This window comes from Campylobacter sp. CNRCH_2013_0671h (assembly GCF_025773055.1).
GTDB lineage: Bacteria > Campylobacterota > Campylobacteria > Campylobacterales > Campylobacteraceae > Campylobacter_D > Campylobacter_D lari_D.
Genome location: NZ_JAKMTG010000001.1, coordinates 41,265 through 66,379, shown reverse-complemented (window position 1 = coordinate 66,379; position 25,115 = coordinate 41,265). Strand labels below are relative to the sequence as shown.

General features: G+C 28.6%; 28 protein-coding genes and 1 tRNA gene. 16 read left to right on the top strand and 13 right to left on the bottom strand.

Going from position 1 to position 25,115, the window contains the following annotated elements; all coding sequences use genetic code 11:
* Positions 1-12 precede the first annotated feature (12 nt).
* Genes L8X97_RS00350 through L8X97_RS00335 form a run of 4 tightly spaced genes read right to left on the bottom strand, consistent with a single transcriptional unit; the run spans position 13 to position 3,256 of the window.
* A complete protein-coding gene (locus tag L8X97_RS00350; protein ID WP_133319278.1) occupies positions 13-819 on the bottom strand; it encodes an adenylosuccinate lyase in 807 nt (268 codons plus the stop codon).
* An 18-nt stretch (positions 820-837) separates the two neighbouring features.
* On the bottom strand, positions 838-1,557 hold the full coding sequence (locus L8X97_RS00345) for an arginyltransferase (protein ID WP_133319279.1): 720 nt from the start codon (positions 1,555-1,557) through the stop codon (positions 838-840).
* On the bottom strand, positions 1,557-1,817 hold the full coding sequence (locus L8X97_RS00340; protein WP_012661304.1) for a hypothetical protein: 261 nt from the start codon (positions 1,815-1,817) through the stop codon (positions 1,557-1,559). Before L8X97_RS00340 ends, L8X97_RS00345 begins: the two co-directional genes overlap by 1 nt.
* On the bottom strand, positions 1,814-3,256 hold the full coding sequence (locus L8X97_RS00335) for an acetyl-CoA carboxylase subunit A (protein WP_220566761.1): 1,443 nt from the start codon (positions 3,254-3,256) through the stop codon (positions 1,814-1,816). Before L8X97_RS00335 ends, L8X97_RS00340 begins: the two co-directional genes overlap by 4 nt.
* A gap of 119 nt (positions 3,257-3,375) precedes the next feature.
* Between L8X97_RS00335 and L8X97_RS00330 the strand changes: the two genes are divergently transcribed.
* A tRNA-Arg gene (locus L8X97_RS00330) sits at positions 3,376-3,452 on the top strand.
* A gap of 1 nt (position 3,453) precedes the next feature.
* Here L8X97_RS00330 and L8X97_RS00325 read toward each other — a convergent pair.
* The 5 genes from L8X97_RS00325 to folD all read right to left on the bottom strand — a co-directional run bounded on the left by L8X97_RS00325 (position 3,454) and on the right by folD (position 8,439).
* The gene (locus L8X97_RS00325) at positions 3,454-4,212 is read right to left on the bottom strand and encodes a CorA family divalent cation transporter (protein ID WP_263659363.1); all 759 of its coding nucleotides are present in this window, start codon (positions 4,210-4,212) and stop codon (positions 3,454-3,456) included.
* Positions 4,206-5,327, bottom strand: a complete 1,122-nt coding sequence (gene tgt, locus L8X97_RS00320; protein ID WP_220566759.1) for a tRNA guanosine(34) transglycosylase Tgt — start codon at positions 5,325-5,327, stop codon at positions 4,206-4,208. Before tgt ends, L8X97_RS00325 begins: the two co-directional genes overlap by 7 nt.
* 89 nt (positions 5,328-5,416) lie before the next feature.
* Positions 5,417-6,583 (bottom strand): pyridoxal phosphate-dependent aminotransferase, encoded by a 1,167-nt coding sequence (locus L8X97_RS00315; protein WP_263662370.1) that lies wholly within the window; start codon positions 6,581-6,583, stop codon positions 5,417-5,419.
* A gap of 162 nt (positions 6,584-6,745) precedes the next feature.
* Positions 6,746-7,594, bottom strand: coding sequence for a signal peptidase I (gene lepB, locus L8X97_RS00310; protein WP_220566758.1), 849 nt, complete (start codon positions 7,592-7,594; stop codon positions 6,746-6,748).
* Positions 7,591-8,439: a bifunctional methylenetetrahydrofolate dehydrogenase/methenyltetrahydrofolate cyclohydrolase FolD gene (gene folD, locus L8X97_RS00305; protein ID WP_133319286.1), complete on the bottom strand. Its 849-nt coding sequence runs from the start codon at positions 8,437-8,439 to the stop codon at positions 7,591-7,593. Before folD ends, lepB begins: the two co-directional genes overlap by 4 nt.
* 81 nt (positions 8,440-8,520) lie before the next feature.
* On the opposite strand from folD, the gene L8X97_RS00300 reads away from it, so the two are divergent.
* Genes L8X97_RS00300 through L8X97_RS00270 form a run of 7 tightly spaced genes read left to right on the top strand, consistent with a single transcriptional unit; the run spans position 8,521 to position 14,364 of the window.
* Positions 8,521-8,874, top strand: a complete 354-nt coding sequence (locus L8X97_RS00300; protein WP_263659360.1) for a c-type cytochrome — start codon at positions 8,521-8,523, stop codon at positions 8,872-8,874.
* Complete coding sequence (gene hemL / locus L8X97_RS00295) at positions 8,861-10,138, top strand: glutamate-1-semialdehyde 2,1-aminomutase (protein WP_263662369.1); 1,278 nt, start codon at positions 8,861-8,863, stop codon at positions 10,136-10,138. Before L8X97_RS00300 ends, hemL begins: the two co-directional genes overlap by 14 nt.
* On the top strand, positions 10,135-10,413 hold the full coding sequence (locus tag L8X97_RS00290; protein ID WP_039641170.1) for an AtpZ/AtpI family protein: 279 nt from the start codon (positions 10,135-10,137) through the stop codon (positions 10,411-10,413). Before hemL ends, L8X97_RS00290 begins: the two co-directional genes overlap by 4 nt.
* Positions 10,397-10,882 carry a hypothetical protein gene (locus L8X97_RS00285; protein WP_263662368.1) on the top strand — a complete coding sequence of 162 codons (486 nt, stop codon included), beginning with the start codon at positions 10,397-10,399 and terminating at the stop codon, positions 10,880-10,882. Before L8X97_RS00290 ends, L8X97_RS00285 begins: the two co-directional genes overlap by 17 nt.
* Positions 10,876-12,072 (top strand): MFS transporter, encoded by a 1,197-nt coding sequence (locus L8X97_RS00280; protein WP_263659357.1) that lies wholly within the window; start codon positions 10,876-10,878, stop codon positions 12,070-12,072. The genes L8X97_RS00285 and L8X97_RS00280 overlap by 7 nt, the downstream gene beginning before the upstream one ends.
* Positions 12,062-14,071, top strand: a complete 2,010-nt coding sequence (locus L8X97_RS00275) for a flagellar hook-length control protein FliK (RefSeq protein ID WP_263662367.1) — start codon at positions 12,062-12,064, stop codon at positions 14,069-14,071. Before L8X97_RS00280 ends, L8X97_RS00275 begins: the two co-directional genes overlap by 11 nt.
* Before the next feature lie 2 nt (positions 14,072-14,073).
* On the top strand, positions 14,074-14,364 hold the full coding sequence (locus L8X97_RS00270; RefSeq protein WP_133319292.1) for a FlhB-like flagellar biosynthesis protein: 291 nt from the start codon (positions 14,074-14,076) through the stop codon (positions 14,362-14,364).
* Here the strand turns inward: L8X97_RS00270 and L8X97_RS00265 are convergent.
* Together L8X97_RS00265 and L8X97_RS00260 are read right to left on the bottom strand one after the other, a co-directional pair.
* On the bottom strand, positions 14,339-15,148 hold the full coding sequence (locus L8X97_RS00265; protein WP_263662366.1) for a phosphatidylserine decarboxylase: 810 nt from the start codon (positions 15,146-15,148) through the stop codon (positions 14,339-14,341). The genes L8X97_RS00270 and L8X97_RS00265 overlap by 26 nt on opposite strands.
* Complete coding sequence (locus L8X97_RS00260) at positions 15,149-16,279, bottom strand: metallophosphoesterase (protein ID WP_263659355.1); 1,131 nt, start codon at positions 16,277-16,279, stop codon at positions 15,149-15,151.
* Between the two features lie 70 nt (positions 16,280-16,349).
* On the opposite strand from L8X97_RS00260, the gene abc-f reads away from it, so the two are divergent.
* Genes abc-f through L8X97_RS00225 form a run of 7 tightly spaced genes read left to right on the top strand, consistent with a single transcriptional unit; the run spans position 16,350 to position 23,089 of the window.
* Positions 16,350-18,287 carry a ribosomal protection-like ABC-F family protein gene (gene abc-f / locus L8X97_RS00255; RefSeq protein ID WP_263662365.1) on the top strand — a complete coding sequence of 646 codons (1,938 nt, stop codon included), beginning with the start codon at positions 16,350-16,352 and terminating at the stop codon, positions 18,285-18,287.
* A gap of 53 nt (positions 18,288-18,340) precedes the next feature.
* Positions 18,341-19,528, top strand: a complete 1,188-nt coding sequence (locus L8X97_RS00250) for a M48 family metallopeptidase (RefSeq protein ID WP_263662364.1) — start codon at positions 18,341-18,343, stop codon at positions 19,526-19,528.
* A complete protein-coding gene (locus L8X97_RS00245) occupies positions 19,528-20,328 on the top strand; it encodes a HemK/PrmC family methyltransferase (RefSeq protein ID WP_165955269.1) in 801 nt (266 codons plus the stop codon). Before L8X97_RS00250 ends, L8X97_RS00245 begins: the two co-directional genes overlap by 1 nt.
* Before the next feature lie 30 nt (positions 20,329-20,358).
* Positions 20,359-20,826 carry a DUF4149 domain-containing protein gene (locus L8X97_RS00240; RefSeq protein ID WP_263661566.1) on the top strand — a complete coding sequence of 156 codons (468 nt, stop codon included), beginning with the start codon at positions 20,359-20,361 and terminating at the stop codon, positions 20,824-20,826.
* A 33-nt stretch (positions 20,827-20,859) separates the two neighbouring features.
* Positions 20,860-21,609 carry a flagellin gene (locus L8X97_RS00235; protein WP_263660586.1) on the top strand — a complete coding sequence of 250 codons (750 nt, stop codon included), beginning with the start codon at positions 20,860-20,862 and terminating at the stop codon, positions 21,607-21,609.
* A 38-nt stretch (positions 21,610-21,647) separates the two neighbouring features.
* A complete protein-coding gene (gene cmoB / locus L8X97_RS00230; protein ID WP_263662363.1) occupies positions 21,648-22,523 on the top strand; it encodes a tRNA 5-methoxyuridine(34)/uridine 5-oxyacetic acid(34) synthase CmoB in 876 nt (291 codons plus the stop codon).
* Positions 22,524-22,525: 2 nt separating this feature from the next.
* Entirely contained in the window at positions 22,526-23,089 is a 564-nt protein-coding gene (locus L8X97_RS00225; RefSeq protein WP_133319302.1) for a hypothetical protein, read from the top strand.
* Here the strand turns inward: L8X97_RS00225 and L8X97_RS00220 are convergent.
* Positions 23,069-23,254 (bottom strand): hypothetical protein, encoded by a 186-nt coding sequence (locus L8X97_RS00220; protein ID WP_133319303.1) that lies wholly within the window; start codon positions 23,252-23,254, stop codon positions 23,069-23,071. The genes L8X97_RS00225 and L8X97_RS00220 overlap by 21 nt on opposite strands.
* 8 nt (positions 23,255-23,262) lie before the next feature.
* Positions 23,263-23,787: a thermonuclease family protein gene (locus L8X97_RS00215; RefSeq protein ID WP_263662362.1), complete on the bottom strand. Its 525-nt coding sequence runs from the start codon at positions 23,785-23,787 to the stop codon at positions 23,263-23,265.
* Between the two features lie 53 nt (positions 23,788-23,840).
* Here L8X97_RS00215 and L8X97_RS00210 point away from each other — a divergent pair, with 53 nt between their 5' ends.
* Entirely contained in the window at positions 23,841-25,109 is a 1,269-nt protein-coding gene (locus L8X97_RS00210; RefSeq protein WP_263662361.1) for a M20/M25/M40 family metallo-hydrolase, read from the top strand.
* The last annotated feature ends 6 nt before the right edge of the window (positions 25,110-25,115 follow it).

The window sequence follows — 25,115 nt, the reverse complement described above, 5'->3', positions numbered from 1 at the left end:
GTTATTTGGAGATTATGTATTGTTTTTATATAAAGATTTTAAACTCTCATAAGCAAGCTGAATTTTTTCAAATTCCTCACGACAATAAGCTTGTTCGATTTTGCTTTTACCTTGATGGCGATCAGGATGATAAATTTTAACTAAATTAAGATAATTTTGTCTAATAGTAGCAAAATCATCACTAGAATTACATCCTAAAGTTTGGAAATAATTCTCAAAAAGTTTAGCCAAAGCATTAAATTTCCAATTAGTATTGGCTTTATTTTTCATTTTATTTCTAAATTCTAAAAGCTGAGTTTCATTGATTGTAAAATCCACACAATATTTTAAATGCTCATTTACGCTTGCTAAAATTTCTAAAAGATTTAAAGTATTATCATCTTTGTATTCTACTGAAAAAATACAATTTTTCTCATCATACATGCTTTTATGATCTTTAAAATATTGCTCTAAATATACAGCAAACATTTTTTCATTAGAACTTAAAGTTATTAAGATATTTTTTTGTGCAAAACCTATTTTAGCAAAGATTACAGGCTTTAAAGTATTTGCTTGAGCAAGATTTAATTTAAAGGTCTTATAATGCGCAAAAGCAAGATTATCGATTTGGTTTCCAGTATTTTTTTTATACTTGTGATTAACAAGTTTTAAAAAATATCTTCTTTGAGGAATTTCATTTTCCACAAAAAAAGATAGGGTTTTATTTTTATTACCTATAACTTTAGAAAAATTTTTACGGATAAGATCTTGAAAATATTTAAACATTAAAAAATCATCAGTATTAACACTAACAGATTCTAAAGTTTGCACTACTTGCATAAAATCCTCTCTATAAACCTAACTCCACAAAAATGCCTGTTCATCTAAAGCACTAGTGTGTTTTAAAATTTCATTTGGACTATAATCGGCTTTATACGATAAAGATTGACACCCTTTTACAAAATATCCTAAATAAATATATTTTAATTTTTTTAATTGTGCAAGCTTGATTTCTGTTAAAAGCGAGTATTTTCCAAGACTTAGATGTGAAAAATCAGGATCATAAAAACAATATATACTAGAAATTCCATCTTCTAAAATATCAATCAAATCAACACACACTAACTTATTATCTATATAAAAATCAAGTTCATATCCAAAAGTACCTGCATTATCTACATAAAGATTGTAATATTTTCTAAAATTTAAATCATAAATTTTCCAATTTCTTTTATCTTTTTGATAATGGTGGTATTTTTCATAAAGCAATAAATGCTCATCACTTAAAGAAGGTTTTTGTAAGATTATTTTAGTAGCTATATTTTTTTTTAAAACCCTACGATAGCTTTTGCTAAAATGGAAATTTTCTACCAAAATACGCAAATTTTGACATTCATTACAATCATTACATATTGGTCTTGAAAAATATGATCCAAAGCGACGCCAACCTCTTGAAACTAATTCTTGATTTTGCGCTTTGTTAATAAAAGATATATAATTATACTCATTTCTACAATATCTATTTTCAAGATAAGGACATTCTTCTTCTAAAGTACAAAAACCAATAATATTATTCATTAGATCTTTTTAATATCACTATTTTTTACAAATTCCATAAATTCATTAGCTAAACGCTCTTCTTTTAAAAACATATCTTCAAATTCTTGTTCTTGCTTTTTATCTTCATTTTGCTTAGCTAAGTCTTTTTGTATAGCATCTAAGTCAGTATTTTTCATACTAACTCCGCTTTTACTCGCTTTAACCTTTTCTTTTTTTGTTTGACCTTGTTCTTTTTGGAGTGCTTTTTTTATATCTTTTAATTCATCTAAAAAACTCATGATTGCCTACTTTCTTTTATCTTTTGTAAGGCTGCAGCTATAGCAGCAATTACTTCTTCTTTATTTTCTTGGTGTCTATCTTCTGTCTTTTCCAAAAGCTCTTCCATATGTGTTTCTATGAAAGAAGTATCAAAATACCCTCTTCTAAATTCTCTTATTTTGGTAATTGCAATCAAAAATGGAACAGTTGTTCTAATATCATCAATCACAAATTCTTTCAAAGCTCTCTCAAGTCTATTAACTGCACTATCATAACTTGAACCCTTAACAATTAATTTTGCAAGTAAAGAATCATAATAAGGTGGTACAGTATAGTCTTTATATAAATGACTATCCACTCTCACAGATGGCCCTAAAGCTGGAAAATACTCTGTAATTTTGCCTGGACTTGGAATGAAATTTTTCCATACATTTTCTGCTGTAATCCTAGCTTCTATCGCGAAACCTCTTGGTTTTATATCGCTTTGCTCAAGATCTAAAATTTCCCCATTTGCTATACGAATTTGTCTTGTAATAAGGTCAATCCCCGTAATTTCTTCAGTAATTGGGTGTTCTACTTGAATTCTTGTATTCATTTCCATAAAATAAAATCTATTATAATCATCAAGTAAAAACTCAACCGTCCCAACATTCGTATAACCTACAGCTTTTGCAGCAGCTACTGCAGTAACTCCTATGGTTTTTCTTAGTTTTTCTGAAATACTTGGGCAAGGTGCTATTTCAATGATTTTTTGATGTCTTCTTTGTATTGAGCAATCTCTTTCACAAAGATGAATGATATTACCATAATTATCTGCTAAAATTTGAAATTCAATATGCCTTGGATTAATAACATATTTTTCCATAAAAACTTCATCATTTTTAAAAAAACTTAGTGCTTCTCTTTTGCATGCTTCAAAAGATTTTTCCAAATCCTCTTCTTTATGTACTACGCGTATGCCTCTACCGCCACCACCACCACTAGCTTTTAAAATTACAGGATAGCCTATTTTTAAAGCTTGAAGTTTGATTTCTTCTAATGTGCAATGATTTAATTTTTCAGTACCTGGAACTACAGGGATTCCATTTTTTTTCATTAAATATCTTGCTATGTTTTTATTACCCATTTTACGGATAACATCTGATTTTGGACCTATAAAGATAATCCCTGCTTCTTCGCATTCTTTTGCAAATTCATAATTTTCACTTAAAAAACCATATCCAGGATGTATAGCATCAGCTCCACAAGCTTTAGCAATCTCAACTATTCTTTTACCATCTAAATACCCTCTTATGGCATCAGTTCCTATTCTATATGCTTCATCAGCAACTTTTACATGCAAACACTCATAATCAGGTTCAGTATAAACAGCAACACTTTGTATATGCAAATCTCTACAAGCACGGATCACCCTTACTGCAATCTCACCTCTATTGGCTATTAAAATCTTATGTATCATGGACTTTGCCTTAAGCTAAAATATTAAAAAGAAGATTAGCATAAAAATATAAAAATTCTATAAAAATATTTATTTTTGCTAATTTTAAGAATTTTTTGATAGAATTACTCTTTATTTTTGCGCCCATAGCTCAGCTGGATAGAGCATTTGATTGCGGTTCAAAAGGTCAGAGGTTCGAATCCTCTTGGGCGTACCACTTACTTCTTTTTTACAGAAAATTCATCCAAATCCAATTCTTTTTTATCTTTAAATTGATACCATAAAAATAAAATAAAAAATATCGTTAAAATCACAGCCAAAACATAGTAAGTTCCGTATTCATTTTCAGATAAAAATAAATTTTTGGTATTCATACCAAAAAATCCAACGATTAAATTTAAAGGTAAAAAAATTGCAGACATAATACTTAAAAAGTAAATATTTTTATTTATTTTTTCATTTCTTGCGGTATTAATATAAGTGTAAATCCCTTCTAATCTTGATATATTTTCTTTAATATTTTTTTCCAAAACAGCTAAATTTAAAATAATTGTTTTTAAACTTTTCTTTATAAAATGATGCTTACTATGACAAATTTTACAAGCCTCTAAAACAGAAGAAACCATGTTATAACTTTTACTAAGCTTAACTTTTAATATAAAATATTTTGTCAAGAAATTCTTTACTTTTTTATTTTCTAAAATCAACTCCTCTCTTTTTTCTATAGAAAGGTTAATGGTATTATTTTTTTCTTTTTCATTTTGCAAAATTTCTTTTAATATAGCTATAAATTCCGTATTAGAAAATAAAATCAAATTTTCATCTTTATACTCAAAAATTTGATTTTCTTTAAAAACAAATACACTTTTAGAATTTTTAGTTATATCTAGAGTGAAAATATCAAAATCATCAAATTCATAATAAGCATTTGATATATTAATATTGCTAATAATTTGTTTTAAAACATCATTTAACACATTCTTTGCCTATAAAATTCTTTTCTAAAATTTTCAAATTCATCTTTAATAATAGCTTCACGCATTTGCTTGACCAAATTTAAATAATAATGTAAATTATGAATACTTGCAAGTCTAAAAAAGGTTAATTCTTTGGCTTTAAATAAATGATTTAAATAGGCCCTTGAAAAATTCTTACATGTATAGCAAGAACATTTGCCGTCTATAGGAGCATGATCAGTGATAAATTCTGCTTTTTTGATATTAAATTTTCCAAAGCTAGTAAATAAAGTACCATTTCTTGCATTTCTTGTTGGCATCACACAATCAAACATATCCACACCTCTTGCTACATTTTCTACTAAATCTTCAGGCGTGCCAACTCCCATTAAATATCTAGGGCGATTGTTATCCACATAAGGCATCATAGCTTCAACCGTATCATACATAGCCTCATTTTCTTCTCCCACGCTTAATCCACCTATAGCAAGTCCATCAAAATCCATCTCGCAAAGTGCTTGAGAGCAAATTTTTCTAGCTTCAAAATCAGTCCCACCTTGGATAATACCAAAGATATTTTGCCCTATTCCCACACCTTGACTTTGTTTTAACTTATGATAATCAATAGCTTCTTTTGCCCATTTTATAGTGCGTTTTAGAGAAAGTTCTATCCTTTCTTTACTTGCAGGTAAGGCCACTAAATCATCTAAAATCATCATAATATCTGAATTAAAATCATATTGTGCATCTAAAACACTTTGCGGGGTAAAATAGTGCAAACTTCCATCGATATGACTTTTAAATTGAATACCTTTTTCATCAGGTTTTGAATTTTTACTTAAAGAAAAAGCTTGAAAACCTCCACTATCTGTTAAAAAAGAGCCTTCAAATTTACTAAAACCGTGCAGACCACCCATTTGCTTAATCACTTTAGAACCAGGCCTTAAATACAAATGATAAGTATTTGCTAAAATAATTTTTGCATTTAAAATCTCACTCATATCAACAGCATCTAAACTTTTAATCGCAGCCAAAGTTCCAACGGGCATAAAAATAGGAGTTAAAATTTCACTATGTGTAGTTTTTATACGACAAGCTCTAGCATTTGCACTTTTATATTGAACTTCAAATTCCATTATTTTTCCTATATTTTTTGCATAATCATACCAAAGACTTGCTTATAAGTTTTTTTGAAAGAAAGCCTGTTTTTAACAGGCTTAAGAAATTAGTAGTTTTTTACAAATTCAACGATTTTTTCACAACCTTCAATAATATCTTTTTCATTAGTTGCATAAGAGAGCCTAAAATACCCTTCCATGCCAAAACCAATACCTGGCACCAAAGCTACTTTTTGCTCTTCTAGCAGTCTTTTACAAAATCTCATAGAATCATTATCAACTTCTTTGCAAGATATAAATAAATAAAAAGCTCCTTGTGGAATTTGTTCTAATTTTAACTTATCGCTTTTGGCTAAAATTTCACAAGCTAATTCTCTACGCTTTAAAAAGGCTTGTCTCATCATTTCAATATCATTATCTGCTTTTCCAAGTAAGGCTGGTAAAGCTGCGTATTGGATGATTGAACAAATATTTGATGTACTTTGCCCTTGTAGTTTTTTAACAGCATTATTAAACTCGCTCATTTTACTTGCCATGTATCCAAAACGCCACCCTGGCATAGCACCACATTTGCTAAGACCATTAATACTTACAGTTCTATTTAAAGCATCTTCACTAACTTGTGCAAAAGTACAAAATTCTCCATCATAAACTAATTTTTCGTAAATTTCATCACTTAAAACTACTATTTTAGTTCCTTCTAAAACCTTAGCTAAAGCACTTATTTCTTCTTTAGAATATATAGCTCCTGTAGGATTTGATGGAGAATTAAACATCAAAACCTTAGTTTTTGAAGTAATAGCTTGTTTTAATTGTTCTGGGGTGATTTTAAATCCATTTTTTGCTTCACCTTCTATAAACACAGGAGTTGCGCCTGCAAATTTTACCATTTCAGGATAACTCACCCAATAAGGACTTGGAATGATAACCTCATCACCTTCTTCGACTAAACACTCAATCGCCATAAACAAAGAATGTTTAGCACCAACATTGGTAATGATTTCACTTGTTTTATAATCTAAATTATTATCATTTTTAAATTTATATTGTATAGCCTCTATAACTTCTTTTATACCCACAACTGGCGTATAAGCTCCACAACCTTTTTCAATAGCTTCAATTGCTGCTTTTTTAATGATTTCTGGAGTATCAAAATCAGGCTCACCTGCCGAAAAACTAATAACTTTCTCACCATTTGCTTTTAAAGTTTTGGCTATATCAGTCATTACTAAAGTTAAGGATTCTCCTAAATTTTGAGATCTTTGGCTTAGCATTTTCTATCCTTTTATCTTATACTAATTTTAATTTTTGTAATTGTTACAACTTGGAGCTTAAAAAATTCTACGAGTAAAATCAAGATTATATATTTTTAAAAAATTTTGTGTAGAAACTATACATTTTCTACACAAACTATTTTTATTTGTTTCTTTGGGTAATTATTCTAAAGCTTCTATGTCGCTTTCATTATGATGAATAAAGCGTTCATCTTTTTCTATAGTTTCAACTAAACGCCCTACTCTTTCCCATCTAACTTTTTTATTTTCATCCCATGAAAAATAAATAAACCAAGGTTGCCCAACTATATATTTATAATCTACACTTCCCCAAAATCGACTATCGCTAGAATGATCACGGTTATCGCCCATCATAAAATATTCATTTTCAGGTACTTTATAATAATAAGCATTAAAACCATAAATATTATTAGCACCTAATTCATCAAAAGAAGCAGGCTTCATAGCAAATTGCCCCAAATTTAAATAGCGAAAAAATACACTGTCTATATCCACTCTAGAATCATAATGTATTCCTTTTTCCACAAAAGGCTCTTTTACAAAAAGTCTTCCGCCTATAATTTTTGTTTTATTAGGATAATAATCTTTCATATATTCATCACCCTCAACCATACGCACATATAAGGTTTTATTTGCAAAAACTACTTCATCTCCACCTTTGGCCACACATCTTTTTACATAGTGGATTTTTGGCTCATGCGGATATCTAAATACCACAATATCCCCTCTTTTAGGACCTTCACCACTTACTAAATGTCCATTTTTATTAAAATCAGGTAAAACAGGAATTTCCACCCAAGGAATATGCGGGGTTGGAATACCATAAGAAAATTTTTTTACAAATAAAAAATCCCCTACTAATAAAGTATTTTTCATAGAACCACTTGGTATAGTAAAAGCTTGTATAAAGAAAAATATAATCAATAAAACAACTACTAAAGTTCCCGTCCAAGATTGTGTAAATTTATAAATTTTCTTCAAAAATTTCATTTTTTTATCCTATTTTTAGCTGATTTTATAGTATTTTCTAAAAGCATAGCAATAGTCATAGGCCCTACTCCACCTGGTACAGGAGTGATATAACTAGCTTTTTTACTAACATTTTCAAAATCGACATCGCCTACTATTTTTCCATCAACTCTATTAATCCCAACATCAATTACCACCACACCTTCTTTAACCATATCTTCTTTTAAAAGATTTGGACAACCTGCTGCTACGATAACAATATCAGCATTTTTTGTATAAGCTTTTAAATCTTTTGTATAAATGTGACAAATACTCACACTAGCATTAGCATTTAACAAAAGAGTAGCCATAGGACGGCCTACTATATTTGAAGCTCCTATTACAACTACACTAGCTCCTTGTAATTTTATATCATAATGTTCTAAAATTTTCATAACGCCTAAAGGTGTACATGGTAAAAAACCACCTTTTAAATTAAGATTTAAATTTCCGACATTAAAGGGGTGAAAGCCGTCTACATCTTTATTAAAGTTAATACTTTCTAAGATTATATCTTTATTAATATGCGATGGCAATGGAAGTTGAACTAAAATTCCATCTATACTATCATCATGATTTAAAGTATTAATCAAAGCCAAAAGCTCATTTTGAGTTGTATTTACATCAAGTTTATAAACTAAAGACTTAATTTCACATTGCTCGCAAGCTTTTGCTTTAGAACCCACATAAGTAGCACTAGCAGGATCCTCGCCTACTAAAATTACAGCCAAACAAGGCTCTATACTTTGAGCTTTAAGTTCTAATACTTCTTGTTTTAAATTTTCTTTTAACTTATCACTTAGCTTTTTACCATCTAAAAGTGTCATTTCTTTCCTTAAATTTTATAGCTTTCTTTAACTTAAAAAATTGTATCATAACAAAACTTCTTTTTTTGTTAAAGGCAATGAATGAAAATTGTATTATTTTTATTTTTTATAATTTATGGTGCTTGGGCTGAAGATTTTATCTCTCCTAAAGAATACCAAGAGTCCCTTTACAAAAATCCAAGAGGTATAAGTTGTGCTAAATGTCATGGCGATGGAGGTCAACAAATACTAGGTTATTACACTAAAAATGGAGAAAAAATTCCTTTTATTGTGCCAAGTATTAAAAACACTCCTTATACGCGTTTTAGAAAAATTCTAAATCAACCTCAAGAGGCAAAAAGCATTATGCCAACTTACTCGCTAACAGAAGATGAAATAAAATCACTTTATGATTATATTACTAGCAATAAAAGGAGTAAAAATGAAAAACAATAAAAAAGCCTTTGAGGAAGCTTGTGAGTATATAGCAGGTGGGGTAGATTCCCCAGTGCGTGCTTTTGCAAGTGTAGGTAGCAATCCTTTATTTATCAAACAAGGCAAAGGTGCTTATATTAGCGATATAGAAGAAAATACTTATATAGATTATGTGCAAAGTTGGGGACCTTTACTTTTTGGACATTGTGATGAGGATATTGAAAAAGCTTGTAAAAAAGCATTAGAGCATGGCTCGAGCTTTGGTGCGCCAACTTTAGCTGAAACTAAATTGGCCAAATTTATCTTAAAAGATTGGCCACATTTGGATAAAATCCGTTTTGTAAGTAGCGGCACTGAAGCTACTATGAGTGCTATTCGTCTTGCAAGAGGATTTAGTAAAAAAGATAAAATCATCAAATTTGAAGGATGTTATCATGGGCATTCTGATTCTTTATTAGTAAGTGCTGGAAGCGGTGCAGCTACTTTTAACACCCCAAGTTCACTAGGAGTTTTAACCGATGTAGCTAAAAATACTCTAGTAGCTGTTTATAATGATATTGATAGTGTTAAAAACTTAATCAATAATGATGATAATATAGCTTGTATCATCATAGAGCCAATTGCAGGAAATATGGGTTTAGTGCCTGCTAAAATAGAATTTTTACAAGAGTTAAGAAAACTATGTGATGAGCATCAAATTCTTTTAATTTTTGATGAAGTTATGAGTGGCTTTAGAGCTTCATATCTTGGCTCTTTTGGGATTAATAATATAAAAGCTGATATAGTAACTTTTGGTAAGGTTATAGGCGGAGGTATTCCTGCAGCTGCTTTTGCTGCAAGAGCTGAGATTATGGATTTATTAAGTCCTTTGGGCGGGGTATATCAAGCAGGAACACTAAGTGGCAATCCTCTTGCTATGGCTGCAGGTTATGCGAGCTTAAAAAAAGCAAGAAATTATGAAGGCTTATATGAAAAATTAGAAAAACTAGGCAAAAGACTTACTCAAGGCTTTAAAGAAGCTGCAAATGATTGCAAAATTCCTTTGCAAGTTAATTGCGTTGGTTCTATGTTTGGATTTTTCTTTTGTGAAAACCCTGTTAATAATTATCAAGACGCTTTAAAATCAGATACTAAATTATTTGCCAAATTTCATGCACAGATGCTAAGCAAAGGTGTATATTTAGCACCATCTCAATTTGAAACAGGTTTTATATGTGAATGTATGGATAAAAAAATCATTGATAAAACTATACAAGCAGCACAAGAAAGTTTTAAAGCATTATGAATAAAAGACAAAAAATCATTCGCAAAGGTATAGAAGCTGCAGATGGATTAAGCCTTGGTATATCCATGGTTGTGGCTGTTTTAATCGGAGTTGGTATAGGCTATTTTTTAAAAAACTTAACCGGCATTGTTTGGCTTTTTTGGGTAGGAGTGTTTATAGGAGTAGCTGCGGCGATTTTAAATGTTTACAAAGCCTACAAAGCACAAGTAAAAAGTTACGAAGAATTTAAAGAAGAAAATCGCTATAAAGATTTAAAAAATGATCCTAAAGCCTAAAATTTTATTAAAACTCTTGCTAGGATTAAATTTACTTTTCTTAGCAGGAGTTTTTTTTTACAAAGAATTAAGCTTTAAAACCTTTATAAGCTTTGAATTTGGCTTTTTAGCTCAAAATTTAATCATTCTAATATCTTTTTTAAATTATAAAAATTTTATTTTTAAAGCAGCTAAAAATTATGATTTTACGCAAAGACCTTTACAAATTTTTACTAAAAAACAATATTCTTTGCCAAAAATTATAAAATTTATCCATATAGATGACGATTTAAAACCAAAATTTAAAAGTATTTTTAAAAACGCGTTAGCTTTTTTTTCTTTATTTAAAATTTTTGCTTATGTGTTTTTAATAGCAGGATTTTTATTTTTAGAGTTTCAAGGTTTAATGAGTATTTTTGCCTTGTTTTGTGCAATGTTTGTCACACCCATAGCGGTATTAATATATAATTTTTTAATAAGAAAATGTTAAGCTCAAAAAGAACGATTAGATCACTAACAGCATTATTTCTTGGTATGATTTTTGTTTTCATAGGAAGTGCTTTAACAGTAAATTCCATAGCTATTATTTTAAAGCATAATAATGTTAGTAATTTTTATATAGGCGTAATAGGAAGTTGTTATTTTCTTGGTGCTATGGTAAGTACAATTAGTGCCCATAGAATAGTTTCTAAAGTAGGACATATAAGATCATTTGGAATTTTTGCTATTATTTTTGGTATAGCCACCATGCTTCATAGTTTAAATTCTAATCTTTATTTTTGGATGTTTTTAAGATTTTTGCTAGGTTTTTGCTATTATGCGCTTTTAATGGTAATAGAATCATGGCTTAATGAAAAAGCAAAAAACACTATTCGCTCAAGAGTGATAGCCTTTTATGAGGTTGTATTTTACTCATCATCAGGTTTTGGAATTTTACTTATGTCTTTTGACTTTCCAAGTAATACAGTATTTATTTTAAGCGCTAGTTTTATTATGTTTGCCTCCATTCCTTTATTTTTAATCCGCATTAAAGAGCCTATTTTGCCACAAAAAACAAAAATTTCCATTCCTAAGGTTTTTGATATAGTGCCTTTAGCCTTAGTAACAAGTTTTATAGCGGGCATGCTTTTAAATGGCTTTTTTTCCATGGCTTCTTTATTTGTACTTATACAAGGATTTGGCGCAAAAGAAGCTTCTATTTTTATTTTCTCTACTATGGTAGGTGGCTTTATTTCGCAACTTTATATCGGAACTCTTTCTGATAAAATTAGCAGAAAATTTGCCATTATATTGTGTGCTTTTATTGCTTTAAGCGCTATGCTTTGCATACTACTTTTAGAATATAATATTTATCTAAAATACTTTTTTGGATTTTTGCTAGGCATGGGCATGTGTTGTTTATACGCTCTTTCTTTAGCAAGAGCAAATGATATGCTTGATAATCCTAGCAAAAGAGTTGAACTTGGCAGAGCAGTTCTTTTTACCTATTCTTTTGGTGCTTTATTTGCACCTGCAATTTTGGGAACTTTGATGTATTATTTTCAAGCTTATGGCTTTATGTATTTTTATATAGTTTTATTAAGTATTTTGATACTATTTGCCATCGATAAACCAAAATTTAAAAAACTTACCAAATTTAAAAGAAAACCTGGTAATATGGTAATGCTAGATGATAACTAATATCTCTAATAATCAAAATCAGTTTGCAAAAAATGAAACAAATAAAGAAAATAAAAGTGAAAAATCAGACAAAAAAACCTCGCTCAATGAAGCGTTAAAAAATCCTTTATTTTCCAAAAGCGATTCTGAAGTTAAATTACCCAAAGATTATATTAGCAAAATTGATCAAAAACTACAAGAATTACTTAATAAACTTTTAGATCAAATCAAAACCAATAAAGATCCTGATTTGGCAGTATTAAAAAATCATAAAGATTTAAATTTTGCACCTAATTTTGCCAATGAAGTAAAAAAACTCCAAGTAGAGCTTTCAAAAAATCCTGAATTTGAAAAACTGCTTAAAATTTTAGAAGATTTAGTCAAGCCTGCTAAAGATATTAATAATAAAAATCTTTCATCTTTAGTGAAAAATTCAGGCATATTTTTAGAAGCAAAGCTCAATCATTCTTTAAAAGAACAAAATTTACCACAGAGTTTTTTTAATCTTTTAAGTACTATAAAAGGCGCTACAAGTGAAAATTTAAAACACGATATAAGTAATTTAGATCTTAAAAATCTTGATACTACAAGCACCTTAAAAGAGCTTATTCACATCTTACAAAATCACAAAAAAGATAATAAAATTTCTTTGGAAAATACAAACTACAAAACACTTTTTAAGCTATTTGATAAAATAGAAAATTTTAAAAATTATATCAATAAAAACCCAAGTTCTATTAGTCAAGAAAAACTCCAAAATATTGCGGATAATTTTATCAAAAATCTTAATAAAAATTTAACACTTATCAACAAAGAACTAGCTAAACCAGAAAACATAAAAATTCAAAACACTCATATACTAAAAGAGCTTAGCCAAAATATAAAAGATTTTATAATACTTTTAAAAGATATAAAAAATCACAAAAACAAAACCGAAACAACACAAGAAAATTTAAATAAAATTCCACACACTAAAGACATCAAAGAAGAGTTAAAAGAAGAAATAAAAACTCCACAAAAAAGCACAGAGGATAAAAAAGAAACTCAACAAAAGCAAGAAAGCATAGCAAAAGATAAAGAAATTCAAAACACAAAAGAAGAAAAAATACCACAAAGTAAAGATATCAAAGAAAACCCCAAAGAAGAGCCAAAAACACTACAAAAAAATACTGAAGATTTAAGTAAAAATGATAATAAAAGTCAAAATTTACAAACAAATAATACTAAGTTAGAGGATATATTTAAAAGCACTTCAGGCAAAATTTTACTAGAAGATATTTTCAAACAAAATGTAAGCAAAAATCTTAATTTTAGCCAAAATTTACAAGAAGAGCTTTTAAACAATCTAAACAAAGAACTAGGCTTAATAGGAAGAAAACTCAATGAAGTTTTAAAAGCTTTAGATCCTAAAAATTATGAGGCAAAAAATTCTTTAGATGATATAAAAAATATAGAAAAAAAATTAGAACTTTCTATAAAAGATCTTGGAAAAATCACCCAAAAAGATAGCACAGAAATTTCTTCAGAATTACAAAAAGATATTAAATCCACTCTTTTGCAAGTTTCTAATCTAGCCAAAAATTTAGACAATGAAAGCATACTAAATCAAGCAAATCGTCTTATAGCTCAGCTTGAATTTAACCAACTTTTATCTTTAGCCAATAATAGCATTCATACTTTTTTACCTTTCTTTTGGGATGATTTAGAAAAATCTAATGTAGTTTTTAAACGCGGTAAAAAAGATAAATTTTATGCACAAATTAATCTTGAATTTGAAAAATTAGGAAAAATCAATGTATTTTTATCTCTAAGTAATGATAAATACATCGATATAAATATGATGATAGAAAATGCTAATTTTAGAAAAAAACTTTATGAAAGAGCACATGAACTAAAAAAAGCCTTAGTTAAAGTAGGACTTCTAAGCTCTAATTTTTTCATCAGCGATATAATTAAAAGTAAATTTCACAATCAAGAAGAATATAATGACTTTAATATGGGTTTTGACACAAGGGCTTAAAAATGGCTAAAAAAACAAAAAAAGCCGTTGCACTAGGCTATAACAAAGAAGAACAAAATGCACCAAAAATCCTAGCTAATGCCAAAGGTGAAAACGCTGCTAAAATCATCTCTTTAGCCAAAGAAAATGGCATACCCATAAAAGAAGACAAAGACTTAGTAGAAGTGCTTAGCAAACTTGACTTAGGCGATGAAATCCCACCTAATATGTATAAAGCAGTGGCTGAAATTTTTGCCTTTTTATATAAAGTTGCTAATGAAGATGAGACTAAGCAAAGTCCGCAATCTTCTTAGAAAATTCAACTTGCTCATAAGCATTTTTGCTAAATTTTAAAAATCCTTTTTGGGTGATTAAAACTATAGTTGAACCTAGCTCAAAATTTCCAAGTCTTTGGCCTTTTTTTACAAAAAGATCTTCATAAGTATGAGTAAAATCAAAATTTGCAGCATTAGTTTGTATGCTAGTATCAAAGCTAAAGTGCATTTTACCGACATTTAGCGCACCCACAAATACCATCCAAAGTATAAATTTTCCTTCCACTAAGCACTTTAAAACTACTCTTTCGTTTTTAGTATAAAGGTTTATAATCTTAGCTAACTTTGCCTCACTCACACTAAATAAGGCCCCGCTCATATAAGTAGCACTTAAAATTTGCATATTACAAGGTGCATGATAATGATGATAATCTTTTGGAGACAAATAAATATTTGCATAATCTATGCCACTTTCTAATTCTTCTTTACTAGCTGAGTTTTTTAAAAGCTCTTCTATACTATAACTTGAACCTTTAACGCTAAAGGCTAAATTTTCTTTTAAATCATTTTGAAAGCTACTTCCAAGTTCTAAAATTTTACCATCACTTGGACTTATAAAGCCATCTTCTAATTCTCGCTCATTTAATAAAGTTCTTGTAAATAAAGCATTTAAACTCTCATATTCTTCTAAAGGTTTGAATTCACTCATATTGATATTAAAAGCATTTACATAAGCTTTATTAATATTTTTTTGTATAATTTTTGGAAATTTATATTTTGCTATGATTCCAAACATTTTTGAAGCACTATTGCTAAATCCCACTCATTCTCCTTTTAATCTAATCAAAGCTATCTCACTAGGGGCTAAAAATCTCACAGCAGGCCCCCAAAATCCAGCTCCACTACTTACATAAAGCAAGCTATCTTTGCTTAATTTATAAAGCCCATACACAAAACCTTGTTCTAAATATACTAGCAAAGAAAAAGGGAAAATTTGTCCTGCATGTGTATGTCCTGATAAAATCAAATCAAACCCACTTACATCATAAGTTTTTACATACTTTGGTTGATGAGTGATTAAAATATTAACCTTTTCTTGATTGATTTGAGTTTTGATTTTTTCTATATTGCTTTCTTTAAAACCCAAACGCTTGGCAGCCAAATCCAAAGTCCCACTTAAAGTAAAATCCCCAAAATCAATACTTTCATCTTCCAAAACTTTGAAATTTTTAAGAGTTTTAAGCTTTTTGCTTATTGCATTTATATCATTATAATACTCATGATTTCCATAAACAAAATAAGTACCATATTTTGATTTAAAATTTTCTAATAAATTAATATAAGGCATACTAGCAATATCTGCATCGATTAAATCCCCAGCTATAATAACCATATCAGCATTTAAAGCATTAACTTCACCGATTAAGGTTTTTAAAAAATCTTCTCCTAAATTTTTTCCCAAATGCACATCAGAAAGTAAAACTATATTTAAATCTTCTTTTAAATTTTTAACTTTAATATCTACCTCATTAACCTTAGGTGTGCTAATAGCATTTATAAAACCTTTAAATACCATACTAACGCTAAGTATAATAAGCCAAGAATCAAAAATTAATTTTAAAAACTTTCTTCTTTGGACATTGAAAATTTGCTCTTTTTTATTTTCATTAAAAAAAATCCAAGAGCCAATTTCAAAAATCACTCCAAAAAGCAAGAAAAAGCAAGTAATAGTAGGAAAAATAGCTAAAATATAATAAAGCTTTTCATGTAAAAAGTCCCCGCGCATATTTATAAAAAAGATTAATTCACATGCAAAAACTATTAAAATAAAAGCTAATACAAACTTCTTATAAGGTTTTAAAAAATCAACCCTACTTAAAAATCTTTTATAAATATACCAATTTGCCAAAGCAAAAAATAAAACTAATAAAGTAAAAAAAACAAATGCTCTCATGGCGTAATTTTATTTAAGCAAAATTAATACTTTTTAAAGTAAAATCGTAAAAAACATTTGGGAAAGAAATTTGGCTTTAATAGATTTAATCGATGCAAATAAGAAATTTAATACAAAAATAGTTTTAGAAAATGCAAATTTTAGTGCAAATTTAGGAGAAAAAATCGCCATTATAGGCAAAAATGGCGAAGGAAAATCAAGCTTTTTAAAAGCCCTTATGGGAACTTTAAAACTAGATAGCGGTAGAGTAATTAAACAAAATAACGCTAGCATAGGTATGCTAAGCCAACAAGTAAGCTTTGAAAGTACCTTAAGCGTGAGCGAAGCCATCAAAAAAGAACTTGAAGAAATTTATCAAGCCTTGAAAGAATTTGAAAGCTATAATGAAAAACTAGCTTTTGATCCTGAAAATAAAGAATATTTAAAAAAAGTAGATGAATTAAGTTTATTTATAGATTCAAAAGACGCATGGAATTTAGACCAAAAAATACAAAGAATATTAGAAGAATTTAAACTATTAGAATACAAAGACAGAACACTTTGCTCTTTAAGTGGGGGCGAAATAAGACGCGTAGGGCTTTGCACACTTTTGCTAAAAAATCCTGATATATTATTGCTTGATGAACCAACTAATCATCTAGATGTATATATGAGTAACTTTTTAGAAGAAAGGTTAAAAACCTCTAAAATGTGTGTTATTTTCATCTCTCATGATAGGTATTTTATCGATGCTATAGCGCAAAAATGCGTAGAAATAGAAGCGGGAAAATTAAGCATTTTTGAGGGTGGATATACGCAATATCTAGAAAAAAAAGCAGCTATTTTAGCTTCCTTAGCTAAAAGCCATGAAACCTTGCTTAAGCAACTAAAAAGTGAGGAAGAATGGCTAAGAAGAGGAGTCAAAGCTAGGCTTAAACGCAACGAAGGACGCAAAGAACGCATTTTTAAAATGCGTGAAGAAGCTAAGAAAAACCCAGGAGCTATCAAACGCTTACAACTTGAAATCAAAAGAGCAAGTAAAAATTTTAACCAAACTCAAAGCCAAAACCGCAAAAAAATGCTTTTTGAATTTAAAAATATCTCAAAGTCTATTGCCAACAAGACGCTTTTTAAAGACTTTAATGCACGAATTTTACAAGGTGAACGCATAGCCATAGTAGGTAAAAATGGCTGTGGGAAATCTACTTTCTTAAAGATTTTACTTGACCAAATTCCACTTGATAGCGGAGAGATTAAAAGAGGTGAAGTTAAAATAGGCTATTTTGATCAAAGCAGGAGTTTATTAAACACTGATAAAAAACTTTTAGAAATTTTTTGCCCAAATGGTGGCGATCACATTCAAGTGCGTGGTAAAAATATGCATGTTTATGGGTATTTAAAACAATTTTTATTTCCAAAAGAATTTTTAGAGCAAAGCGTGAGTGTGCTAAGTGGGGGTGAGAAAAACAGAGTTGCTCTAGCCTTGCTTTTTACCAAAGAATATGATGTATTAATCTTAGATGAACCAACAAATGATTTAGACATAGCTACGATTAATATCTTAGAAGAATACTTACTTTCTTTTGAAGGTGCGATTTTGCTTGTCTCACATGATAGATATTTTGTTGATAAAATAGCAACTAAACTTTATGCTTTTGAAGATAATGCAAATATTAATATAGAAGTTCTTTCTTATAGTGAATATTTAGAAAATGAAAAAGAATACAAAGACTTTGAAGAATTTTCTAAAAGCTTAGAAACAAATACCACCGCAAGCGTAAAAACAAAAGAAAAATCGAGTAAAAAACTAAGCTATAAAGAAAATGAAATTTTAAACTCATATCCTGATAAAATTCATAAATTAGAAGAAGAAATAAAAGAAATAAAAAATGCTCTAAGTAATCCTACAATCTATCAAGAGCTAGGTATAAATACCCTTTATGAAAAGCTAAATTCATTAGAAAGTGAACTTAGTATTTTAGAAGAAGCTTATTTTGAGGTTTTAGAAAAAAGTGAAAATACTGATTAACTTTATATATTTTAAATAAGATAAAATTACTCAAATTTATTTAAGGAAAAACTATGACTTTGATAACTATTTTATGTATTTACACAGCTTTTTTGGTTTTTATATCTTATGTGCAAATTTCTTTTTTAAAAAAAGAAAGAGAAAAACAAGCAATTATTTTAAATGAACAAGATTATAAAAATGCTGCAAATATCGCCATAGAAAATGAAAAATACAAAATCTTTTCTAATCTTTATAATCTGATGATTAACATTTCTTGGATTAGCTTTGGCTTTTTGTATTTAAAAGAAATTTTTATAAAAGAAAATTCTACCTTAGAAAATACTTTATTTTTGCTTGCATTTTTATTTATTATTAGTATTTTAAATTTACCACTTAGCTATTATGAAAGCTTTATAAAAGATAAAAAACACGGCTTTTCAAATATGACTTTAGCACTTTTTGTTAAAGACAGCATTAAATCTTTAGCTCTAATGCTTGTTTTTGGCTTTTTAATCATCTATGCCTTAGTATTTTGCTTTGAATTTTTTAACACATACTGGTGGGTAGTGGCTTTTGCTCTAAGCTTTATAATTATACTTATTATAAATCTCATCTACCCTACACTTATTGCACCTATGTTTAACAAAATGAAAAAACTTGAAGATGAAAATTTATTAGAAAAAATCACTAATTTAATGCAAAAATGTGGCTTTAGTGCAAATGGTGTTTATGTTATTGATGCAAGCAAAAGAGATAAAAGATTAAATGCTTATTTTGGTGGCTTATTTAAAAGCAAAAGAGTAGTACTTTTTGATACACTTTTAAATGCTTTAAAAGAAAAAGAACTCATTGCTGTTTTGGGTCATGAGCTAGGACATTTTGTGTATAAAGATTTGCTAAAAATGTTATTTGCTAGTGCTTTGATGCTTTTTGTTTTATTTTTCATCTTTGCACATTTACCAAGCTTTTTTTATATTGAAAGTCATTTAGATGAAGTGAATGCTGGAGTTTTTGCACTTTTATTGATTTTTGGAAATATTTTTACTTTTATTATTTCTCCACTGCTTAATAAAATGAGTCAAAAAAATGAATTTAATGCTGACTTACACGGAGCAAAACTAAGCTCTAAAGAAGATATGAAAAATGCTCTCATAGCTTTAGCAAAAGAAAACAAAGCCTTTGTTAAAACAAGTAAAATTTATACTTTCTTTCATCTAAGTCATCCTTGTATTTATGATAGAATCAAAGCTTTGCAATGATTTCAATCAAACAAGCTTTAAAGCAAGCTTACGCAAAAGATCCTACTCACAAAGAATATATACTTTTTATTCTTTGTGAACTTTTGCAAAAAGATAAAGCTTGGATTTTTTTAAATCCTGAATTTCAAATCAATGAGAAAGTTTTTTTAGAATATATAGATAGATTTTTAAATGGTGAGCCTTTTGAGTATTTATTTCAAAAAACACAATTTTATGGTTTTGATTTTTTTACTAAAAAAGGGGTTTTGATACCGCGTTTTGATAGTGAAATATTACTTGAAAGATGTTTAGAAATTTTAGATCATAACTCTTTTAAAAATATACTTGAAATTGGCTTTGGAAGTGGAATTTTAAGTATTTGCTTAGCAAAGTTAAAACAAATTTTTATACAAGCTTGCGATATTAATCCAAAAGCATTAGAGCTTGCTAAAAAAAATGCAGATTTTCATAATGTTTCAAATTTAATCAATTTTCAACTTTGTGATTTTAAAAATATACAAGGAAATTTTGACTTTATTTTTTCTAATCCTCCTTACATAAAAAATGACTATCCTTTAGATAAATGGGTTCAAAACGAACCACACAATGCTTTGTTTGGTGGAGATAAAGGTTGGGAAATTTTACATGAAATTATTCTTTTTGCCAAAAATCACAACACAAAAGTCTTAGCATGTGAGTTTGGCTATGATCAAAAAACAATTTTAAATAAAATTTTAAAAGAAAATGATTTTAAAGCTACTTTTTATCAAGATTATAATGGATTTGATAGAGCCTTTGTTGCATGGAATTTAAAAAATTAGACTATAATTATCTTTATTATAGGAGAAAATATGAAATCAATATATTTATTTTTACTAGCAAGCTTAATTGGGATTGAAATTAGCATAGGTGTATTTTTAGCTCCGACTATATTTTATCCTGCTAAATTCATAGGTGAAGGGGTTTTAACTCATTTTCAAAGTGGGCTTTTAATGACACACATTTTTGTACAATTTGGCTATGTTTTGTTAAGTGTGAGTGTTTTGTCTATTTTAATAGAAATTTTTTCATTTAAAGACAAAAATTTAACTTTTAAAATAAATTTTTCAAAATTTATGCTTTCTTTGATCATTTTGGCACTAAGTTTGCTTTTTATATTTTACTTCACTGCTTATGTTTTAGAAGCACAAAGTTTAGGAGAAGAAGCAACTAAAACTCAAGAATTTATAAAAATTCATGGTGCAAGTGAAGTTGTGATGAAAATTATCATGTTATCACAAGTAATTTTGTTTTTCTTAAATTTTAAAACAAAAAAATGATATAATAAAATAAGTCTTTAAAAGGAGTCAAAGATGAAAATAGGCGATATAGGAACAACTCAACAAAATCACTACTTAAATCAAGCTCAAAAAAGCCAAGAAAAAGCTTTAGAAAACATAGCTGCAATCCGTGCTATAGATGGGAGCGATGGAGCAAATTTAGCCATAGCTGATTCTTTAAGAAGTCAATATAGCACTATAGATCAAGGTATTTTAAATGCCTATGATTCCATAGGAGTTTTACAAATTGCTGATTCAACTTTAAATAACATTTCAGCTACTGCAGACAAACTCAATGAACTTTCAGTGCGCTCAAACAATGCTGCTTTAAATGACAGACAAAAAAGTATGCTAAATTCTGAAGCAAGCAAACTTGTAACTTCAATCAATGATGCTTTTTCTAATGCGACTTTTAATGGAAAAAATGTATTTCAGAGTATGGATTTTGTTGTTGGTACTGGGGTTGAAAGTATTAATTTAAATCAACCAAGCACAGCAAATTTAAGCCTTGAAAATCAAGACGGAATTCGTGATTTTCAAGATCAAGTAGGTTCTTTACGCGCAGATATTGGTGCTGGAATTAACGCTATCCATTCTAATATCAACTCATCTTTGCAAACTAGTATTAACACTAAAGAAGCTGAAAGCAAATTACAAAATAATGACTTAGCTCAAAATATCAATGATTTTAATGCAAATTACCTAAAAGAAAATGCATTTTTATTTGCAAATGCTCATTCAAATGTAATGTTACAAACTAAACTGGCAAGCCTACTTCAATAATAAAAACTCCCAAATAAGGGAGTTTTTCAAGGAAAAATATGCAAAATAATGCTTTATTTAAGCAAGTTTTAAAACATCCTTTATATGAAAAAATTCAAAAACTTAGTGAAAAAATTCAAAATTCAAATTACCTTATAAATGAAAGTTTTGATATTTTTTGTGATAAAAGTTTAGATGATGAGATTAAGAATATCACTTTAGAATTAAAACCTTGGCGTAAAGGACCTTTTAAAATTAATGATTTATTTATAGATACAGAATGGCAAAGTTTTATCAAATTTAATATTTTAAAGCCTTATATGCAAGAAATAAAAGGCAAAATAGTAGCAGATATTGGCTGCAACAATGGTTATTATATGTTTAAAATGCTTGAATTTAATCCTTCAAAGCTCATAGGTTTTGATCCTTCTATTAAGTATTATTTGCAATTTTTACTTTTAAACTCCATTGCAAAAACTCCTATACAATATAAGCTTTTAGGCGTAGCTGATGTACCAAATTATGGCATAAAATTTGATGTGATTTTTTGTCTTGGAGTGATTTATCATCGTAGTGATCCCATAGCCATGCTAAAACAACTCAAACAATCTTTAAATAAAGATGGCATAGTCTTTTTAGACACTATGTATATAGAAGATGAAAGAGAAATAGCACTTATTCCTCAAAAAACTTACTCAAAAATACCAAATATTTTTTTCATTCCGTCGATATTAGGTTTAAGAAATTGGTGTTATAGGGCTGGATTTAGTGAATTTGAAGTTATAACAACTAAACAAACCGATCTTTTAGAACAAAGAAAAACACAATGGATTGATTCTTATTCTTTAGATCAATTTTTAGATAAAAATGATTCAAATTTAACTTGCGAAGGCTATGAAGCACCAAAAAGAGTTTATGTTAAATTAAAGGTGTAAAAATGGCAAGAACAGTAAGTGCTGTTACTATAGAAGAATTAATAGACCCAGAAGAGTTAAATCGTATTAAATCAGAACTTATCACTTGTCCAGGGATAAACAATACTTTAGCAGGAAGTATTTCTCATATAGAAAAAAATTTCGCCAAAGGTATTTTAATCACAACCCATGATATGGCAGTAGATGAACTAGGATTAGTGCATAGTGGCTTTGTATTTAATGCAGCAAATTACATAGCACAAGCTGCAATTAATAAAGAATTTAGCGTCTTAATAGGCTCAAGAAGCTTTTTTTATGCTCCTTTAAAAGTGGGAGATATTTTAAATCTTGAAGCGAGTGCTTTATTTAGCGATGACTCAAGAAAAAGAGAGGTTAAAGTAGCTGGTTTTGTAAATGAGATTAAAATTTTTGACGCATCTTTTCAAGTTATTACTACAGATGATCATATATTTAAACTTAAACAAAATCAAGCCGCTACAAATAATAATCAAAATCAGCAAGAAACAACTAAACAAGAATCAATGCAAGAAGAACTTAATGCAGTCTTAAAAGGAATCGGGGGTTAAAGGTAAATCCACCCAATTCTTTGGACATTCTTTATGATAAGTCCCACTTGCATCATAATATTCTTTACAATCATCATAAAATCGATTTGAGATCCCTCTTTCATTGACAAAACAACCACTAAAAAATAATACTAAAAATCCAAACAATAATATTTTTTTAAACATCTTATATCCTATTTTAATCTTATTTGCTTACGCCATTTATAAGGCTCTATAGGATTTTCACTTTCCCATAATCCTTTTTTATTTATCTTGGCATAATTTTGCTCATTTATATATAAATCACTATAATGCTCATACGCCCAAGCAAAACCATTTTTAACCATAACTTGATTAATATCTTTATCATTTAAATACACAATGGCTAAAATTCTACCATATTTATCCTCATCTTTTACATTTAAAACTACTTCTTTATTTAATACAATAGTTTTTAGAAATTGCGTAGCCATCTTTCCATAAGCTTGATCACTCTCAGGCGCATCTATACCAAAAAGTCTGATTTTAAGCTTTTCATTTTCGAATTTAGCCTCAATAGTATCTCCATCTACTACACGACTTACTTTAGCATTGATATATGAACCACTATCATAGTTTAAAACATAAGCAAAAGCAACTAAAAAAAGTGCGATTAAAAATTTCTTCGGATCTTTTAATAAGTTTATAAATAATTTAATTTGTTTCCTAGAAAATTTCATTTAAACCTCATCTATATAAAAATATGCCATAATTACAATAAAAAGGAGAATTTATGCAAGAAATTATACAAAATTTTAAACAAATTGCTCAAATACCTCATTGTAGTTTCAAAACCGAAGAATTGAAAAATTTTCTCATTGATTTTGCTAAAAGTCAAAATTGCCAAGTAAGCGTTGATGAAGCAGGTAATATCCACGCACACAAAGGAAATCCTAAAATTTGTTTACAAAGTCATTATGATATGGTTTGCATGGGAGAAGCTCCAAATATACAAATATATGAAGAAAACGGATATTTAAAGGCTAAAAATTCAAGCTTAGGTGCAGATAATGGCATAGGAGTATCACTAATGATGCAAGCTTTAAAAGATTTTGAAAATATAGAATGTCTTTTTACTAATGATGAAGAAGTTGGACTTTGTGGAGCAAACAATCTCACCCATACTTTGATCTCAAGCAAGCTTTTAAATTTAGACCACGAAAGCGATGATGAAGTTGTTATAGGTTGTGCTGGCGGGGTAGATATTTTTGCTAGTTTAAACTTAGAAATAGATGAAAAAGAAGAAGATTGTTATGAGATAGAAGCAATTGATTTTAAAGGTGGGCACTCGGGAATCGATATTGTTAAAAATATTAAATCTTCTATTAAAGAAGTGAGCTATTTTATCACTCAAAATCAAGGAGAACTTTGCGAATTTAAAGCAGGTGAAAGAATAAATTCTATACCAAAACATGCTAAAGTTATAGCATTTTTTAAAAATCCTCCAAAAGAAAATGATCATTTTAAAGTAAATTATATAGGTAAAATCAAAAGAACATATTATAAAAATTCTCAAGTTATTTTAAATCTCATTAATGCTTTTGCACAAGGAGTTAGAACTTTTAATCATCAATTAAATTTAGTTCAAACAAGTATCAATCTTTCACTAGCTTATGAAAAAGATAGCAAATTTCATTTTGAGCTTTTTGCAAGATCTAATGATTTACAAGAACTTAAAAACATAGAATTTGAAACCTTAACTTATTTTAAGATGCAAAACTGCGAAGTTTCAAGTGCAAATTTTTATCCACCGTGGGCTAATAAAGATACTAAATTTGGAGAAGAAATTCTAAGTTATTTTAAAAAAGAAAACCCAAATGCGAAGCTTTACACTATACATGCTGGTTTAGAATGTGGTATTATAAGTGAAAAACAACCTTTAGAATGTTGCTCAATAGGACCAAATATCCATAGCCCTCACTCAACAGATGAAAAATGTGAAATAGCTTCTATTGAAAAAATCAGTAAAATTCTTTATGCAATCTTAAAATATTATCAATAAATATAA